The sequence below is a fragment of the Bacillus sp. 7894-2 genome, from assembly GCF_002272225.1.
Classification (GTDB): domain Bacteria; phylum Bacillota; class Bacilli; order Bacillales; family Cytobacillaceae; genus Cytobacillus.
Genome location: NZ_NPDG01000019.1, coordinates 25,681 through 41,614 on the forward strand (window position 1 = coordinate 25,681; position 15,934 = coordinate 41,614).

Sequence of the window (15,934 nt, forward strand, 5' to 3'; positions counted from 1 at the left end):
GCATAGACAGCTCTATTTTTGATGTTTCAGCAAGTCCGAAACGGTGGTCATTTGGTATCCTTGCTCTTTTAATGAAGCAATTATTTTCTTAACAGATTTCAGAGACTCATCCCGGCTTTCATACATGACATGAAGAAGAATGATGGAGCCTGGTTCTATATTTTCCGCTACATACTCCGTGATTTTATCTGCATCCCCTTCTATGTCCGGAAAACTTTCAGGCTCGATATTCCACAAAACCGTTTTTCGCTCCTGTTTAGACAAGTAGTAAGGCAGGAGAAATAACTTTTTCCCGTATGGAGGGCGAAAATGAATTTCTCCTTTATAGCCTGTCTGCCTGATTAAATCATCTGTTTTCTCAATTTCTTCTTTGATAAAAGTGGGAGATTTTAATACCATACGTGAATGAGAGTAGGAATGATTGCCGATTTCATGCCCTTCTCCCACAATTTTTTTCGCATCTTCCATATGATGTTCAATCTCTTTTCCTGTTAAATAGAAAGTGGCTTTAACATCCTCTTCCCGTAAAATTGTTAAGATTTCATCGGTATTAACGTCAGGTCCATCATCAAAAGTCATGGCTACAACTTTGTCCTCTGTTTCTGCTTTATTAACAAGGCCGCCGAAAAACTGAAAGTTCCTGGACTTCGATACTTCAAAGAGCAAAAAGGCAATTCCTAATAGCAAGATAATCCATAAAATAATTTTAAGCAGTTTTTTCATTTTTCCTCCTGATGCTTTAGTTACAGAGTAATTATAATTTAAATACGTAAAAAAACCAGCCCCCGATTGGAAACTGGTTTGATAACATAAGTATGTAGCCGCTTTTGCCGTAACTGGTATAAGAAAGTTTTAAACCACCACTCCTCAAAGTGGGTGTTCGCAGAAACATTCCTGTCTGTCCTCCTTGTCATATAGACGGAGGCTTGTCATTCCTGTTCCGATGTTAAACTCCCTATTTCAGCTTAAAGGTTAAAACTTTAGTAAGATTACGTACAATGCAGCTTGTTTTATTATAATAATATAATTTGCTGGGTGTTTCAATAGAAGTTTCTTCCTGTCCCCGATTAATCTATGTAAAACGTTTGATGTCAGTGTACTATTTAACTATATTATTTTTTTCCTAGATATAAGAAATCATTGAATTCCTATTATAGCTTCATATCGATATTGGCAACCTTCCTGGTGACGCACGGAATAATGTGTGTAATCAGTAAATCTTCGGAAAAGCAAAGAACCCCAGCTCCAAAACACTAATTGAAGCCGGGGTTTAAAGCCGCCGCGTCAGTTTTAACGATAGGTTATTTCCAAAAACTGAACAGTTGCTTGATCCCTATCAATCCGGACTTTGAGTTCAAAATCATCAAGCTGTTAGGTTAACTCTTCACACTTAGCTGATTCGTAACAAGTCACCGTTTCTGTTTTGTTAGCTTCGCCATACAATTTAACTGCTTCTGCCTTAGTAAAGGGAAGAGCAGGGAACAGACGCGGGCTTAAATATTCCGGATATACAGAAAGGCTGCCAATTGAACCATCCTTCATATTTAAGGTTGCTCTTACACCGGCACCATCAGCCTGGTAGTAAAGGCTTTTAATATTGAGCTGAGTCTCAGTCTTTTTTGGCTTGCCCATTCTCGCTAAGATATCATCATAGTCATCTCCAGGCTTTAAGCCAAAAATATGAAGCTCACCGCTGGAAAGAATGAAGGCATCTTTAATTCCTGCTTTTTTGACTGCCTCCAGCTGCTTCACAGCATTCCTCCTGTCCTTAAAAGCACCTGCCTGCACACGGTAATATGTTTTGTCATCAATGACAGCCGTGGTAATTGCCGCTGGAATTTGTTTTTCCTCCAGCAAGTCTGCCCGCTTTTCCGCATTCTCTTTTTTGCTGAAAGAACCGGCAATAATCTTATGATATAAAGCCTCCTCTCCGGATAGAATGAGACGCTGACCGGGATAGATGGTCGTACCTGTTAAATCATTCAGCTCCTTAATCTGCGTCACACTCAGATGATGCTTCTTAGACAGGGAATATAAAGTATCCCCTTTTTTGACCACAGCTATTTCTTTATCGCCGCTGTGGTCCGCTAAAACTGATCCCCCTGAAAAAATAACTGCCAGAGATAAGACTCCTGCTGCAATTGCCTGTTTGATTTTCTTCATTAAATTCACCTCACTATATATGACGTAGGGAAATAATGGATGTCGCAGAGGGACGAGCCTATTTTAGAAATTGGGCAGCATGGCTGCTATCGTTTTTTCAATTCCATTTCCAAACAAAAGAGAGATGGCCCCAAAAGCCATCTCCCTCCTTTTATGCTGGTGCATCAATTTCATCTTCAGCGATGTGTTTTTCGTTATATTCCACGTCTTTGCGGGCATTGTAGCGGTCCGCTTTTTCGAGGGTAACCGTGATGTTGTAGTCAGGGATGCCCGCGAATTTTTCATAGCGGCCTCTTGGCAACAGGAAGTTTCCTTCCGGGAAGTGGACTTCAACGTTGCCACGGGCGATGTCGACGAATTTGGCTCTTCCCTGGAAGACACCGAATCCGTTGTAAAGGACGATCCCTTCACCCTCTGCAATGCTTAAGTCTTTTCCATCTTCTGCGTTCATTAATACATCGTATCGTCCGGCGCCATTCAGAGGGTCCACTTCTTTGTAGACCATGGAATTGAACTGCTTGCCGCGGCGTGATGTGACGATGAACTGGCCTTCTTTTTTGCCGAGGTCTGGAATATCAACGGTAACGAGTGTGCCTTTTCCATCCGGAGTCGGGCAAATGCCGTCCTCGCAAAGCCATGCTCCGCCCCATTGGAAGACATCCCCTGCTTTTTTCAGATGCTGGATGCCATCATAATTAGGATTCGCTACAGCAATTTCATCCCGGATTTCCTGTGCATCTTTAAAATCAACCAGATGGGCCGTTTCAGGCTTTACGCGCTTCGCCAGATCAATATAAATTTTCCACTCTTCGCGCGCCTCTGCAATTTTATTTTTATTTCCTTCAATTTCAGGACTGAAGTACACCATTCTCTCCGTTGAAGTGGAGGTACCGCCGCCCTCCTGCTCGTACCTTGTTTTGGCAGGCAGCACGATGACCGCTTCTTTTGCATCAACCAGGGTAGAAGTATTTAAGATGATATCCTGGTGAACACGGATATCCAGTTCAGAAAGAGCTTTTTCGATAAAATCAGGATCCGGCATGGTCTCAAGGAAGTTGCCACCTGATAGATAGTAAAGCTTGATTTTTCGTTCATGGTCTTCAGGCAGCAGGATATTTTCCAATGTCACACCGACAATATCGCCCTGCCATTTCTCAAGCTCAAAGCCCCAAAGATTTTGAATGCGGTCAAAAGTGTCACCATAAAAATCTCCGCCAGGCAATACAAATGGATCGGCACCCATTTCACCGCTTCCCTGTACAGATGAATGGCCGCGGAAAGGCATTAAGCCATTATGCTTTCGGCCCAAATGGCCGCGAAGCAGCGCAAGATTCGCTACCTGTGAGATATTATCTGTGGCAAAGGAGTGCATGGTCAGGCCAAGAGCCCAGGCATAGACTGCGTTTTTGCTGTTCGCAAGCAGTTCAGCAAGCTCAATGATACGCTCTTTCGTTACACCGGAAGATTTAATAATCTCTTCCCATGACTGCTCTTTCACTTTCTTTTTCAAATCCTCGTAGCCATTCACATGCTCATTCACAAAGTTATGGTTGACGGCAGAACCGCGCTCTGCTTTCTCCATGTCAAACCAATGCTTCATGATGCCGTGCATAAAGGCAATGTCTCCGCCGATGTTGACCTGATAAAAGTCATCTGCGATTTTTGTGCCGAATAAAGCAGATTCAGGGTTTGAAGGAATCCAGTATTTGTCCATCGCAGGCTCTTTATATGGATTAACGACGATAATTTTTGTGCCGTTCTTTTTCGCTTCAAGCATATATTTGGATGATACAGGCGAGCTGTTCGAAGCCACGCTTCCCCAGAATAACAGGACATCTGTTCCGATCCAGTCCAGGTAATTGGCTGTGGAAGCTCCTACCCCAATGGAACGCTTTAAAGCGGTTTTAGAAGGCGAATGGCAAATACGGCTCGCATTATCAATGTGGTTCGTTCCCAGGAAACGTGCAACTTTGCCGGCCACATAATACGATTCATTCGTAATTCCGCGGCTAGTCAGGTAAAAAGCATATTGCTTCGGATCAAGAACCTTCATTTTTTCAGCGATCATGTTCATCGCATCATCCCAGGTGATCCGGGAGAATTTGCGCTCGCCTTTTCTGCGGATCATCGGATATGGAATGCGGCCCAATTTACGAAGCTCCGTGCTGTCATATTTGCGCAGCTCATCGATATCAGCATGCAAGATGTCCGGTTTAATCGCACCGGCCGTGTTTAAACGAAGGACATTTAAACGTGTTGTGCACACGTGAGGCCCTTTAAGCGTCTGGTCATAAAGACCGGAAACGCCAAGCGCACAGCCGTCACAGACACCTTTTGTAAGTATATTTGTGGCATAGCCGATATTATCTTTGTTTTCCCAAAGAATTTTTGCTGTATCCCTCATATGCTTTGGCTTGATTTTGCCAAGACCGAATGGAATCGGACTCACCCAATGCTTTGGATCCGGCATGGCCTTTTTATTCTGAGGTCCTGGATGTTTTGTTTTTCCCACCTGAAACACTCCTTTGTTTTTTCTATTTAATAGAGATCGTGAATCTCTTAATTCTCAATGGTTAAGTTGCTTTTTATTAATGTATATAGGCAAATGTTATAAACTTGCCGTTTCTGATAAAAAACCGCCGCAAAAAGCCTCTACTTCTAGATGCTGATTTCTGCGGCGGTTAGTCTTTAGCAGGGTCGCTGCCAAGTGCCATACCAATAGAAAAGCGGAAGCGCCTTGCTCAGCCCCGACAGGCATAAGACGAATCACGCAGGAAACCTCCCAAAGCAAGCTTTGGTCGGGCGATGTATCGCTGACGAAGCTTTCCTTGTCCTGATTTCTGAAGTGATTTGGCTTATGACCCGAGGGGCTAGGCGCTGGAGCTAGACACTATCTATCTTGAATACTGTTTTTATAAAATTTAACTTGCCAAACGCTCATTTGCTTCATTTTGCCTGCGCAATTTTTTCATATCAAAACGGATCAGGATTGACACAATGAGTGCCACTACAAAAAGTCCGGCAAAGCTTGTCAGACTTGAAGCATAGCTTCCAGTTGAATCCTTCATCCATGCTGCAAACATTGGGCCTGCAAGACCTGCTGCTGCCCATGCTGTAAGGATGTAGCCATGAATGGCGCCAAGCTGCTTTGTTCCAAAAACGTCGCCGATAAATGCCGGGATGGATGAGAATCCTCCGCCATACATGGTGTACACAACAGCAAGCATAATCTGGAATAGAATCGCTTCTTTTGTGATCGGCAGCAAAAGGAATAGGGCGATCTGTGATACGAAGAAAATCGTATACGTGTTCGGGCGGCCAATATAATCAGAAATGGATGCCCATGCCAGACGGCCAAGTCCATTAAAGATGCCAAGCACTCCGACAAGCGTAGCTGCTTCTGCCGTTGTCAGGCCTATGCTTTCCTGTGCCAGCGGCTTTGCAGCAGACAAAATTGCAATTCCGCACGTTACATTAATGAACAGCATGAACCATAAATAATAGAATCGGGTTGTCTTTACTGCTTCATTCGCCGTTAACTGTGCTAAATCCTGTTTAATTTTGATTTTTCCGGCTGCAGCTTTTTCCTTCATGCCTTCAGGTGCCCAGCCTTCAGGCGGTTTTTCTAGATATAAAGATGATAATGTCATAATGATCAAGTAGGCAGCACCTAAAATAAAGAATGTGTTTGCTGTACCAACAGATTTAATTAATCCATCCATAACCGGACTCGCTACCGCTGCAGCAAAGCCAAATCCCATGATGGCAAGACCTGTTGCAAATCCGCGGCGGTCAGGGAACCATTTTACCAGTGTGGATACCGGAGCAATATAGCCGACTCCCAAACCAATTCCCCCCAGTACCCCGTAAGTTATGTACAAAAATGGCAAGGATCCCATATTTACGGCCAATCCGGCTCCAAGCATGCCCGCACCGAAAAATCCTGCTGCCAGTAGACCAGCCTTTTTTGGGCCGTGCTTTTCAACAAAGTGGCCAAGAAATGCTGCTGACAATCCCAGAAATAGAATCGCCAAACTGAAAGTCAGCTGTACTTCCTTTGATGTCCAGCCAAACTGGTCAATCAATGGATTGGTAAAGTTGCTCCAGGCGTAAACCGAACCGATGGAGATATGAATCCCTACGGCCGAGGCGGCAATCAGCCACCGATTTTTTGTCTTTTTCACTCTTTTTCCCCCTCGTAATGCTCAAACCATTTTAAAGCGGTTTCAGGATAATTTCCTGAAACAAAAAAACCGCCAATCTCTCCGGCATTCCCATATTGGGGTATGCTGAAGAAGGATTGACGGTTAGTATCAAGCAGGATGCGCTGCTTAAAGGACCAACTGTTAATCTAATAGAATCTGATGGCATTTTAACCGACGACAGGTTCGCTATCTCAAATCAAAATGTGACAGATTTTTGAACTATTAAAAATCATATCACTTTAAAAAAGCTTCTTCAAGCCTTTTTTAGCAATTTTTCATCAGTGACATATTGTTTAATAGATTTACATCGCAAGCGTTGTAGAAACTTGTAATCTTTTTATAAGTTTTGTCGAATCTGTTTATTTGCCAGTTAATTTGTCGATAATAGAATATATTATTTCATCCCCGGATTAGGAGCCGAATCAATGACCACACCTTCGACTGCTATAAAAAAACTTCACAATGACATCGATGTCCTGCGCAAAAAGATGATTTCTGTTGGAAAAAACAAGGGATTGTCACACCCTGATACGCTCATGTACTCAGAGGAGCTCGATAAGCTCATCTATAAAGTGCAGCGAAGCAAGCTCATCCATTAGAACAACCCTCCATAATTAAGAAACGCACACTCTTTTAAAAAGGAGTGTGTTTGTTTTTTGATTAACCGCTCAATCGTGCATTTTTATTGAGAAAAACGAAAAAGAGCGCCATAATGATAAGATAATAACTAAAAGGAAATGGAGATCATATGAAGAAAAAATTCATGATTCTATTAGCAATCGTCCTTCTTGTTCTGACAGCCTGCGGCAAAGATCAAGCGATTGCGTTAAAAGATCAAAGCGGCAATGAAGTTGCCTTCCCGCAGGACAAGCCCTCTGTCTTCTTCTTTATCACAACATACACCTGAGGACTCTGTCAGCAGCAGCTGGTCGAGCTGCATGAGAATATGGATAAATTAGAAGATCTGGATGCCAATATGTATATCGTCAGCAATGATCAGCCTGAGCAGCAGCTAGAGCTTTATCAGGCTCTGGAAGAAAAGATGGGGAAAAGCCTCCCGTTTATTTCTGATCCGGAAATGAAGCTCATCGAACAGGCCGGCATGAAAAATGGCGATACTGCCTACAGGGGCTATGCTGTAATGAATACGAAAGGCGAGATCGTGTTCAACAAGGTCAATGACCATTGGGGAGAAGAAATTGATACAACTGCAGAGGATCTAAAAAAGGAACTCTCCAATTAAAAAAACACGCCTGTGAGCGTGTTCATGAATTCCTGTCTCTATCTGTGAACTGGAGCATGGCGATAACAAACATACCGAAACTGATCATCAAAGACAACACTTCAAAGGTACCCATTTATACATCGCCTCCTTACCTTCAGCCTTCCCGGAAGCAAACTTGTCCTATACTCAGGATGAGTGCCTAATTGAAAATCCGTTCAAAAGGCCTAAAAAGAGCCAGCTGCATTGCAAATTTGCATGTAACTGGCTCTTTTATTATGAAATTATGAACGATCCGTCACTCGGAATAAATTTATTTGCGCATAACTTGAATTTACGTTCGTATAGCTCTATTTATTTGCGTATAAGAAAGTTTTATATGAATATAGCTCTATTTTACTTGCGTTCAGCACTTAGACCGAACTTTCCTTTCTGAAAACGGGCTGAACCTGGACATGTTTCCTTCTTAATGAACCAGCACTTAAAAATACTTCAATCCCCAATAACAATAAAATAATCCAAATTCCTGTATTCAGGATGATAGCCTGCAAAGGGCTCTCGATGAAAAAGGTAAACGTAAAGAACATTGCAAATGTGAAGATCCGGCTCCACTGTGTCACGTCGTAGGTGAAGATGCCCTCTTTTATGCCATACATTCGAATGCGCCAAACAAGCCTTATAATTTCAATACCCTCTACAATCATGAAGACCAGGAACACAGCCAGCCAAAACCACATGGCAGCAGAACCTGAAGCAATACCCGATTTGACCATAGCAAGCCCGCTGATCGATAACGCTCCGTGAAAAATGCAGTTGGTATTATTCCAATCCTTCGCTAAATTCCACCCGCGCACAGCATACCGCTTCAGAATAAACCAGGCACTGATTAAATAAAGAAGAAATCCAGCCAAAATAAGAGAAGCATTCAAAAAGCCAGGCACCTCGTTAAAGACAGTATTGAACAGGAGCACAAGTGACTGTGTACTTACCGTGGTCAGCAGCAGAACACCATGTGCCTGCCGGCCAAAAGGTGCAGCTCTAAGCTCCTTGAAACCTCTTATGCTGATCCAAATATAAACTAACCATAAGCCCGCATTCAGGATCGCGAGCGCCTGGGCTTCCGCACCGGCACCAAATTGCCTGAAGAACATAATGCCGCAAATCGAAGTGCCGGCTACCCACGTTCCGATGCCAAAGCGATTAATGGGATTAGCGTAATGCAGCCTCTTGAACTCTCCTTTAAAAATGGTCATCCCAATGGATACAAGGAAAGCCAGCCATAACGCTAAATCTGCTATGCTGAGAATCTTGCCGAAGCCTCCCAAATAGAAAGGCATCCCGAAGAAATTGAGCAGCACGCCCTGTGTAACAATGCCAAACGCCATCACAGCCGCCATGGCTGCCGTATTGATATTAATTTTTTTAAGTATGATAAATAAAACAGTCCCAAAAAAAAGAAAGCCAAGTAAAAGGAAATATAACACTATAATCACCGTATTTAATTTATTTACTATTATTATAACATTCAATGCAAGTGGCACTTTTGCGGCCGAAAAAAAGGCAGCGCATGTTATATGCACTGCCAGCTCCCTAGGTCAAAACTGTTTTTCTATTTTCATTGCCTTCTAAATTAACCCCTTCAAATGGAAGTTCAATCTCCATCTTCGTGCCTTCCCCCACTTTGCTTTCGATGGTTAAGCGGCCATTATGGTTTTCGATAATTTTATAGCAAATCATCAGACCCAGACCGGTTCCTTTTTCCTTTGTTGTGTAAAAGGGTTCCCCAAGGCTTGGGATACGGTCGTCTGAAATGCCAACCCCTTGATCGATGAATTGAACGGAAATTGTATTGCCGGTCTTTTTCATGATTTTAATCGTTAATTGGCCTCCGTCCGGCATGGCTTCAATCGCATTCTTAATAATATTGAGGAATACTTGCTTCAATTGATTTCTCTCACAATGAATCATTGGGGCATTAACCTTATTTTCTACCTTTATTTCCACGTTATTTAAAATAGACTGGGTATTGCTCAGGAGAATCACTTCGCTGATTAATTTTGTCAGGTCTTGCTTTTCGAATATGTTCGCAGTCGGCTTGGCCAGCACTAAAAATTCACCAACGATTCCATTAATGCGGTCCAATTCCGAAAGCACAATATCAAAATACTCTTCTTTTTGGCTGCTGGACTTGAAAAGCTGAACAAACCCTTTGATCGATGTAAGCGGGTTCCGGATTTCATGTGCAATGCCGGCTGCCATCTGACCTAGAAGTGCCAGCTTTTCCGATTTTTGCAGAAGCTGTTCCTGTTCCTTTTTTTTATCAGAAATATCTGTCCCGATCGAGAGGATGGCCTCTTTTCCTTCAAATTCCACATAAAGTGATGAAATTTCAAAATAACTCCTGGTTCCATCACTGCGTTTAATCATATATTCAGTATTGTTGAGAAGCTCCTTCTCTGTACTTATGTGTTGATATCGTTCATGTAAGCGGCCCTGATAGTCAGATTCAACAATATCAAGAAGCGATAGGCCAACTAATGAATCAGTATTTAATTTCGACATGGCACTGACAGCTGCAGAGTTTGCATATAAAATTACATAGTCCTTATGTATGAGCACGGAAACCGGAAGTGATTCCAGAAGCATTTTATAGCTTCCCTCGCTGGCCCGCGCTTTTTTTGCATAGTACCGGTTTTTATCAAACTGCCAGCCTACAAACCAGGCAATACCTGTAAAAAGAAAAAAGTCAAAAGAAAGAAACTTTTCATGCGAAATAATAGATTGATAGGAAGTAAATAAAACCGAAATAAGCACAAGTGAAATTTGACCTGTATGTTTATACATATAGTCCTCTTTTTTGTTTTTTCTATTATTTTAGCATCAATTGTGAAGAAAGCGATATCATTTTTTTAGAACAAGGGGATTCCTGAAGCAATCACATGCAGATCAAGCCCCCAAATTCCGCTTACTTCTTCACCTGCCCATTTCCTTTCACAATATATTTCGTCGATGTCAAAGCCGGCAGCCCCATCGGACCCCGGGCATGAAGCTTTTGGGTGCTGATGCCGATTTCAGCGCCGAACCCAAATTCGAATCCATCTGTGAAACGGGTGGAGGCATTATGGTAAACGGCTGCTGCATCGACTTCATTCAGAAATTTTTCCACATTTTCTGTGTTTGAAGAGATAATCGCTTCAGAATGTTTTGTGCCAAAGCGGTTGATATGAACAATGGCCTCTTCCACGCTTTCCGTCACTTTCAATGCGACTTCCAACCCTAAATATTCAGCGGCCCAATCCTCTTCTGCGGCCGGGATGATCCCTTCCCCGCTGACACCTTCACCGCCATGAATCAAAACCCCTTTTTCCTTTAGTGCTTTCACAAGATCGTTCAGCCCCTCCCACTCTCTGTGAACAAGGATCGTTTCACAAGCATTGCAAACGGACGGACGCTGTGTTTTGGCATTAACGGCTATGCTAATCGCCATTTCCTTCACAGCACTTTCATCAATATAGACATGACAATTGCCGGCACCTGTCTCAAGCACTGGGACTGTGGATTGTTCCACAACTGTCTTAATCAGCTTTGCCCCTCCCCGCGGAATCAGGACATCCAGGTATTCGTTCAGTTTGAACATAGCTGAAGCAGTTTCCCGGCTTGTATCCTCAATAAGCTGAACCGCATCACGCGGCAGGTCACTCTTTTCCAATGCATGATGAATCACTTTCACAATTGCCTTATTGGAATGAATGGCAGTAGAACTTCCGCGCAGCATCACAGCATTGCCTGTCTTCAAGCATAAGCTTGATGCATCGACCGTTACATTTGGGCGCGCTTCATAGATCATGCCGACAACACCAAGCGGGACCCGAACCTGTGTTATCTCAAGCCCGTTTGGCCGTTCCCAATCGGAAATAATCTCTCCAACTGGATCTTCCAGCCGGGTGAGCTGGATGAGTGCGTCCGCCATATCCTTAAGCCGGGCTTCATTTAACCGCAGACGGTCCAATAGAGCATCGCTCATTCCCTTTTCCTTACCTGCGTCCAGGTCCTTTTCATTTTCTGTTAAAATAAAATCCTTCTCCTGCATCAGCTGCTCTGAGATCAGTTCAAGTGCACGATTTTTTTGCTGTGTCGACTTTTTTGCCAGCTCTGCCGCTGCCTTTTTCGCTTTTTGGCCTTTATGAATTAACTCCATGAACTTTTCTCCTTTCTTTTTTGGGTTACCCAGTGATCCCGGTGAATGACAACCCGGCGGTCGCTCCCGGCCAGCTGCATGGCTTCCGCACTGGATAGCCCTTTAATGGCCCGAAGTTCATCGGATGAGAAATTAACCTGCCCCTTGCCGATCAAATCCCCTTTTGGGCCAATCACTTCCACCACATCCTGAATATGAAAATGGCCTGTTATGCTGGTCACACCTGCAGGCAGAAGGCTTTTTCCCTGCGTTAATATGGCCTGTGCAGCACCGTGATCCACTTCAATTTTCCCATTCGGAACAGAATGCAGCGCAAGCCACTGCTTGGAGGTTTTGACACTCGGCTGTGACCTCGTGCCGATATAAGTCCCATCCCCTTTGCCTTCAAGGATCTCAACCAGCTTTCCCGCACCATGACCCACACCTATAAAAACCTGCACACCCAGTGCCAATGCTGTCCTTGCCGCCGCAAGCTTTGTCACCATTCCGCCGGTTCCCACCTTTGAGCCTGACCCTGCGGCAGCATTCATCAATTCCTCCGTTATTTCTGTTAAAAAATTGAACTTTTTTGCTTCTGAATTTGTGCGGGGATTGGAATCATAAATTCCATTCACATCTGTCAGGATGATCAGGCGATGTGCCTGTACCAGCCCGCAGACAAGCGCTGACAGCATATCGTTATCACCGAAGGCCAGCTCCTCAATCGATACAGAATCATTTTCATTAATGATCGGAAGTACATTCCGCTTCAATAGTTCGGACAATGTGGCATGTGCATTTTGGTATTGCTCCTTATGCAGGAAGTTTTGCCTTGTCAGCAGCAATTGCGCTGCAACGATGCCATGCTTTTTGAATTCTTCCGTATACCCCCGCATTAATAACCCCTGGCCCACTGCGGCGGCCGCCTGTTTTCCGGCAATGGTCACCGGGCGCGAAGGATAGCCAAGATCCATAAACCCAGCAGCAACAGCTCCGGATGAAATCAAAATAACTTCATGCCCCATCTCTTTCAGCCGCGAAAGGGCAGCTGCATGTTCCTCCAGCTTTTCCATGCACAATCCGCCATTGTTATTAGTCAGCGAACTGCTTCCAATTTTCACAACAATCCGTTCCTTCTTCACAACAGACACCACCCTTATGTTAAAAAGCGTTCGCCCGCTTTCTTAAGCGGAATAAAAAAAAGCCCTCCCATCCCTATAAAAAGGACGGAAGAGCTTTGTCTTTCGCGGTACCACCTTCATTGGCACTCCATACTGCAAGCGCCCGCTTTGAAAATCCGTTAACGCCGGAAATTCGGCCAGTTTTGTCTGGCAGCTCTAAGGATAGGTTCAATAGCTTTGCAGGCTGCAGGATCTTTCAGCCGGTGAATCCCGCTCTCTTCTTGCCTGAGTTCTATTTACTGATTCCCTGTCAATGCTGTTGATGTTTTCATAATATTAGAATTATTATGCACGCTTCTGTATTTTATGTCAATGATTAATTTGCTGATTTAAAGGGGTAAAATTCTCATTTTCACGGTAAGGTGCATTCCCATGATATTGCACGCCGAATCGGGAATGCTAAGAAAAAAGACTAACGGGAGGATGTACATATGGAGTCAAATGGAAAGCAGTTATCCATCTTTTCTCTTGGCGGCATCAATGAAATTGGGAAAAACATGTATGTGATTCAATATGATGACGATATTATCGTGATAGATGCCGGGGGGAAATTCCCCGATGAGACATTATTGGGGATCGATTTGATCATCCCGGATATCACTTACCTTGAGGAAAACAGGGAGAAAATACGAGGCCTGATTGTCACTCATGGACATGAGGATCATATCGGCGGGGTTGCCTATCTCCTGAAAAAGATTAATATGCCTGTGTATGCAACAAGATTTACACTGGGGCTCATAGAACTAAAACTATCGGAGAATCGCCTGCTTGGTGACTCTGAGCTGATCACCATTGATTCTGATACCAGTCTTGATTTTGGTGAAATAGGCGTAAGCTTTTTTAAAGTGAATCATAGCATCCCGGACTGTCTGGGAATTGTGTTTAAAACACCAGAGGGAAATGTCGTCCATACCGGTGACTTTAAATTTGATTTGACTCCTGTAAACCAGGAGCATGCTGATATCCACAGGATGGCTGAAATCGGGCGGGAAGGAGTTCTCGCACTTCTCTCAGAAAGCACAAACGCAGAGCGGTCCGGCTTTTCGCCTACCGAGCATATTGTCGGGGAGAACATTGAGGAAGCATTTATGAAAGCCCCCCGCAAAATCATCATCTCCACCTTCGCTTCCAATGTGAGCCGGGTCCAGCAGGTCGTGGCTGCAGCTATGAAAGCAAACCGAAAGCTTGTGCTGCTTGGCCGAAGCATGGTGAATGTGGTGGATGTGGCTATTGAACGGGGGTATCTGAATGTTCCCGAGGGGATGATTATCAACCCAAAAGAGGCGATGAATCTCGCTCCTGAAAAGGTGTGCATACTTTGTACCGGCAGCCAGGGTGAGCCGATGGCTGCCCTCTCACGCCTTTCTTCCGGAAATTACCGTGACGCTGAAATTCATCCTGAAGATACCGTGATTCTGGCTGCCTCCCCAATCCCGGGCAACGAGCGTGATGTTTCTAAAATCATTGATAACCTCTTTAAACTGGGTGCCAGAGTAATTTACGGATCAGGCAGCTCAACGGGAATGCATGTGTCCGGCCACGGCTACCAGGAGGATTTAAAGCTTATGCTCACATTGATGAAGCCGAAATATTTTATTCCCATTCACGGTGAATACAGAATGCTTCATCACCATAAATTGCTTGCTGAATCGATCGGTGTTGAAAAAGGGAACACTTTTATCATTAAAAATGGGGATGTCGTTGATATAGAAAACGGAAAAGCACGCCAGACAAGGCGGGTGCCTGCCGGAGATACGTATGTGGATGGAGTGGGTGTCGGTGACATTGGCAGCATCGTGCTCCGCGACAGGAAGCAGCTATCAGAGGATGGCATGCTTGTGATCGTACTGACCATGAGCAAGAGTGAACGCAAAATGATATCAAGGCCGGATACTATATCCCGGGGCTTTATTTACGCAAGGGAATCCGAAGATCTGCTGAGAGACATAAACCGGATTGCAGAAAAAATTGTCAACGATCTTCCTGAGCAGGATAAAAGCCAGTGGAATGTCATCAAGCAGAGCATCAAGAAATCACTGGGGCAGTTCCTATTTGAAAAAACAAAGCGCAAACCAATGATCCTGCCGATCATAATTGAAATATAAACGAAAAGAGGCAAGCCTATTATGGCTTGCCTTTATCACAGGATCACGAACAATCAGTCAGGAAACTTCCCTCCTGATTGGAGTTTCCCATTATCTAAAGGGCTGCTTATCCGCGGCGTCCGCCTCGGCCGCCCCGCTTTCCTTCAGTATTGCGCTTCAATGAAGAAATATTTTCTTCGCTCGATTTTAAGAATTTTGCCATTTTGTCTTCAAAGCTTTCCTTTGGCTTAAAGTTTCCTTTTGAACGGAAATCTCTGGAACCACCACCGCCGCGGCGATCATCTCTTCCCTGGCGCGGTGGGCGCGGTGAATAAGAAGATTGGCCTTCCGGTCTGTCCACTGCTTTTTTGATGGATAAGGCAATTTTGCCTTCCTTCTCACTTAGCACTTTAACAGTTACTTCATCGCCAACTTTTAAATGATCATTCACATCTTTAACATAGCTGTCAGCTACCTCACTGATGTGAACTAGACCAGTCGTGCCGCCTGGCAGCTCGACAAAAGCTCCGAAATTTGTAATACCTGTTACTTTTCCTTGTACCTTGCTTCCAATTTCGATTGACAAAAAAACTTCCCCCTCGGTAGTGTTAACAACGTCTTATTATAACTTTTTTTTAAGATAATTTCAATGCCGGCGATATCCCCCGATATTCTACCCGAAATGAGCGGGGTTCAACCCTGTTTTTAGGTGATATTTGTGTAATTTACTGCATTTTGGGCCACTAAATTCATTTTTCAGAGGAAATAGGCTGGGATATTCCAATCTTGCCATGCGGATGCGGCTCTTTTATGTTGAAAAAAATTTTTGTGCGGATACCGCGTTTTTGTATGCGGATAAAAATTTTTATGGGCGGATAGCGCCTTTTTATGTGCGGATAGCT

Annotated in this window: 15 protein-coding genes and 1 other RNA gene; 4 read left to right on the forward strand and 12 right to left on the reverse strand. The window is 44.0% G+C overall.

Going from position 1 to position 15,934, the window contains the following annotated elements:
* Positions 1-12: 12 nt before the first annotated feature.
* The 6 genes from CHI10_RS03975 to CHI10_RS04000 form a co-directional block, all read right to left on the reverse strand.
* Entirely contained in the window at positions 13-723 is a 711-nt protein-coding gene (locus CHI10_RS03975) for a polysaccharide deacetylase family protein (protein WP_095243038.1), read from the reverse strand.
* 91 nt (positions 724-814) lie between these two features.
* Positions 815-1,010: non-coding RNA, 6S RNA (ssrS, locus tag CHI10_RS03980), on the reverse strand.
* Positions 1,011-1,371: 361 nt separating this feature from the next.
* Entirely contained in the window at positions 1,372-2,163 is a 792-nt protein-coding gene (locus tag CHI10_RS03990; RefSeq protein WP_286137090.1) for a LysM peptidoglycan-binding domain-containing protein, read from the reverse strand.
* A 151-nt stretch (positions 2,164-2,314) separates the two neighbouring features.
* A complete protein-coding gene (locus CHI10_RS03995; protein WP_095243039.1) occupies positions 2,315-4,675 on the reverse strand; it encodes an FdhF/YdeP family oxidoreductase in 2,361 nt (786 codons plus the stop codon).
* A gap of 96 nt (positions 4,676-4,771) precedes the next feature.
* Positions 4,772-4,933 carry a hypothetical protein gene (locus tag CHI10_RS22225; protein WP_179288947.1) on the reverse strand — a complete coding sequence of 54 codons (162 nt, stop codon included), beginning with the start codon at positions 4,931-4,933 and terminating at the stop codon, positions 4,772-4,774.
* A 151-nt stretch (positions 4,934-5,084) separates the two neighbouring features.
* On the reverse strand, positions 5,085-6,347 hold the full coding sequence (locus tag CHI10_RS04000; protein WP_095243040.1) for an L-lactate MFS transporter: 1,263 nt from the start codon (positions 6,345-6,347) through the stop codon (positions 5,085-5,087).
* A 446-nt stretch (positions 6,348-6,793) separates the two neighbouring features.
* Here CHI10_RS04000 and CHI10_RS04005 point away from each other — a divergent pair, with 446 nt between their 5' ends.
* The 3 genes from CHI10_RS04005 to CHI10_RS04010 all read left to right on the forward strand — a co-directional run bounded on the left by CHI10_RS04005 (position 6,794) and on the right by CHI10_RS04010 (position 7,611).
* Positions 6,794-6,967 carry an aspartyl-phosphate phosphatase Spo0E family protein gene (locus tag CHI10_RS04005; RefSeq protein WP_095243041.1) on the forward strand — a complete coding sequence of 58 codons (174 nt, stop codon included), beginning with the start codon at positions 6,794-6,796 and terminating at the stop codon, positions 6,965-6,967.
* A 149-nt stretch (positions 6,968-7,116) separates the two neighbouring features.
* Positions 7,117-7,275, forward strand: a complete 159-nt coding sequence (locus tag CHI10_RS22230) for a hypothetical protein (protein WP_179288948.1) — start codon at positions 7,117-7,119, stop codon at positions 7,273-7,275.
* 18 nt (positions 7,276-7,293) lie between these two features.
* The gene (locus CHI10_RS04010; protein ID WP_353615960.1) at positions 7,294-7,611 is read left to right on the forward strand and encodes a redoxin domain-containing protein; all 318 of its coding nucleotides are present in this window, start codon (positions 7,294-7,296) and stop codon (positions 7,609-7,611) included.
* 22 nt (positions 7,612-7,633) lie between these two features.
* On the opposite strand, the gene CHI10_RS22850 is transcribed toward CHI10_RS04010, so the two are convergent.
* The 5 genes from CHI10_RS22850 to proB form a co-directional block, all read right to left on the reverse strand.
* Positions 7,634-7,726 carry a putative holin-like toxin gene (locus CHI10_RS22850; RefSeq protein ID WP_226618119.1) on the reverse strand — a complete coding sequence of 31 codons (93 nt, stop codon included), beginning with the start codon at positions 7,724-7,726 and terminating at the stop codon, positions 7,634-7,636.
* Positions 7,727-8,003: 277 nt separating this feature from the next.
* Positions 8,004-9,170: a TDT family transporter gene (locus CHI10_RS04015; RefSeq protein ID WP_286137095.1), complete on the reverse strand. Its 1,167-nt coding sequence runs from the start codon at positions 9,168-9,170 to the stop codon at positions 8,004-8,006.
* Positions 9,171-9,180: 10 nt separating this feature from the next.
* Entirely contained in the window at positions 9,181-10,434 is a 1,254-nt protein-coding gene (locus tag CHI10_RS04020; RefSeq protein WP_095243043.1) for an ATP-binding protein, read from the reverse strand.
* 121 nt (positions 10,435-10,555) lie between these two features.
* Positions 10,556-11,788 (reverse strand): glutamate-5-semialdehyde dehydrogenase, encoded by a 1,233-nt coding sequence (locus CHI10_RS04025; protein WP_095243044.1) that lies wholly within the window; start codon positions 11,786-11,788, stop codon positions 10,556-10,558.
* A complete protein-coding gene (gene proB / locus CHI10_RS04030) occupies positions 11,779-12,909 on the reverse strand; it encodes a glutamate 5-kinase (RefSeq protein ID WP_095243045.1) in 1,131 nt (376 codons plus the stop codon). The genes CHI10_RS04025 and proB overlap by 10 nt, the downstream gene beginning before the upstream one ends.
* 470 nt (positions 12,910-13,379) lie before the next feature.
* Between proB and CHI10_RS04035 the strand changes: the two genes are divergently transcribed.
* On the forward strand, positions 13,380-15,053 hold the full coding sequence (locus CHI10_RS04035) for a ribonuclease J (RefSeq protein WP_095243046.1): 1,674 nt from the start codon (positions 13,380-13,382) through the stop codon (positions 15,051-15,053).
* A gap of 106 nt (positions 15,054-15,159) precedes the next feature.
* Here the strand turns inward: CHI10_RS04035 and CHI10_RS04040 are convergent, their stop codons facing one another.
* On the reverse strand, positions 15,160-15,618 hold the full coding sequence (locus CHI10_RS04040) for a S1 domain-containing RNA-binding protein (RefSeq protein WP_076257917.1): 459 nt from the start codon (positions 15,616-15,618) through the stop codon (positions 15,160-15,162).
* Between the last annotated feature and the right edge of the window lie 316 nt (positions 15,619-15,934).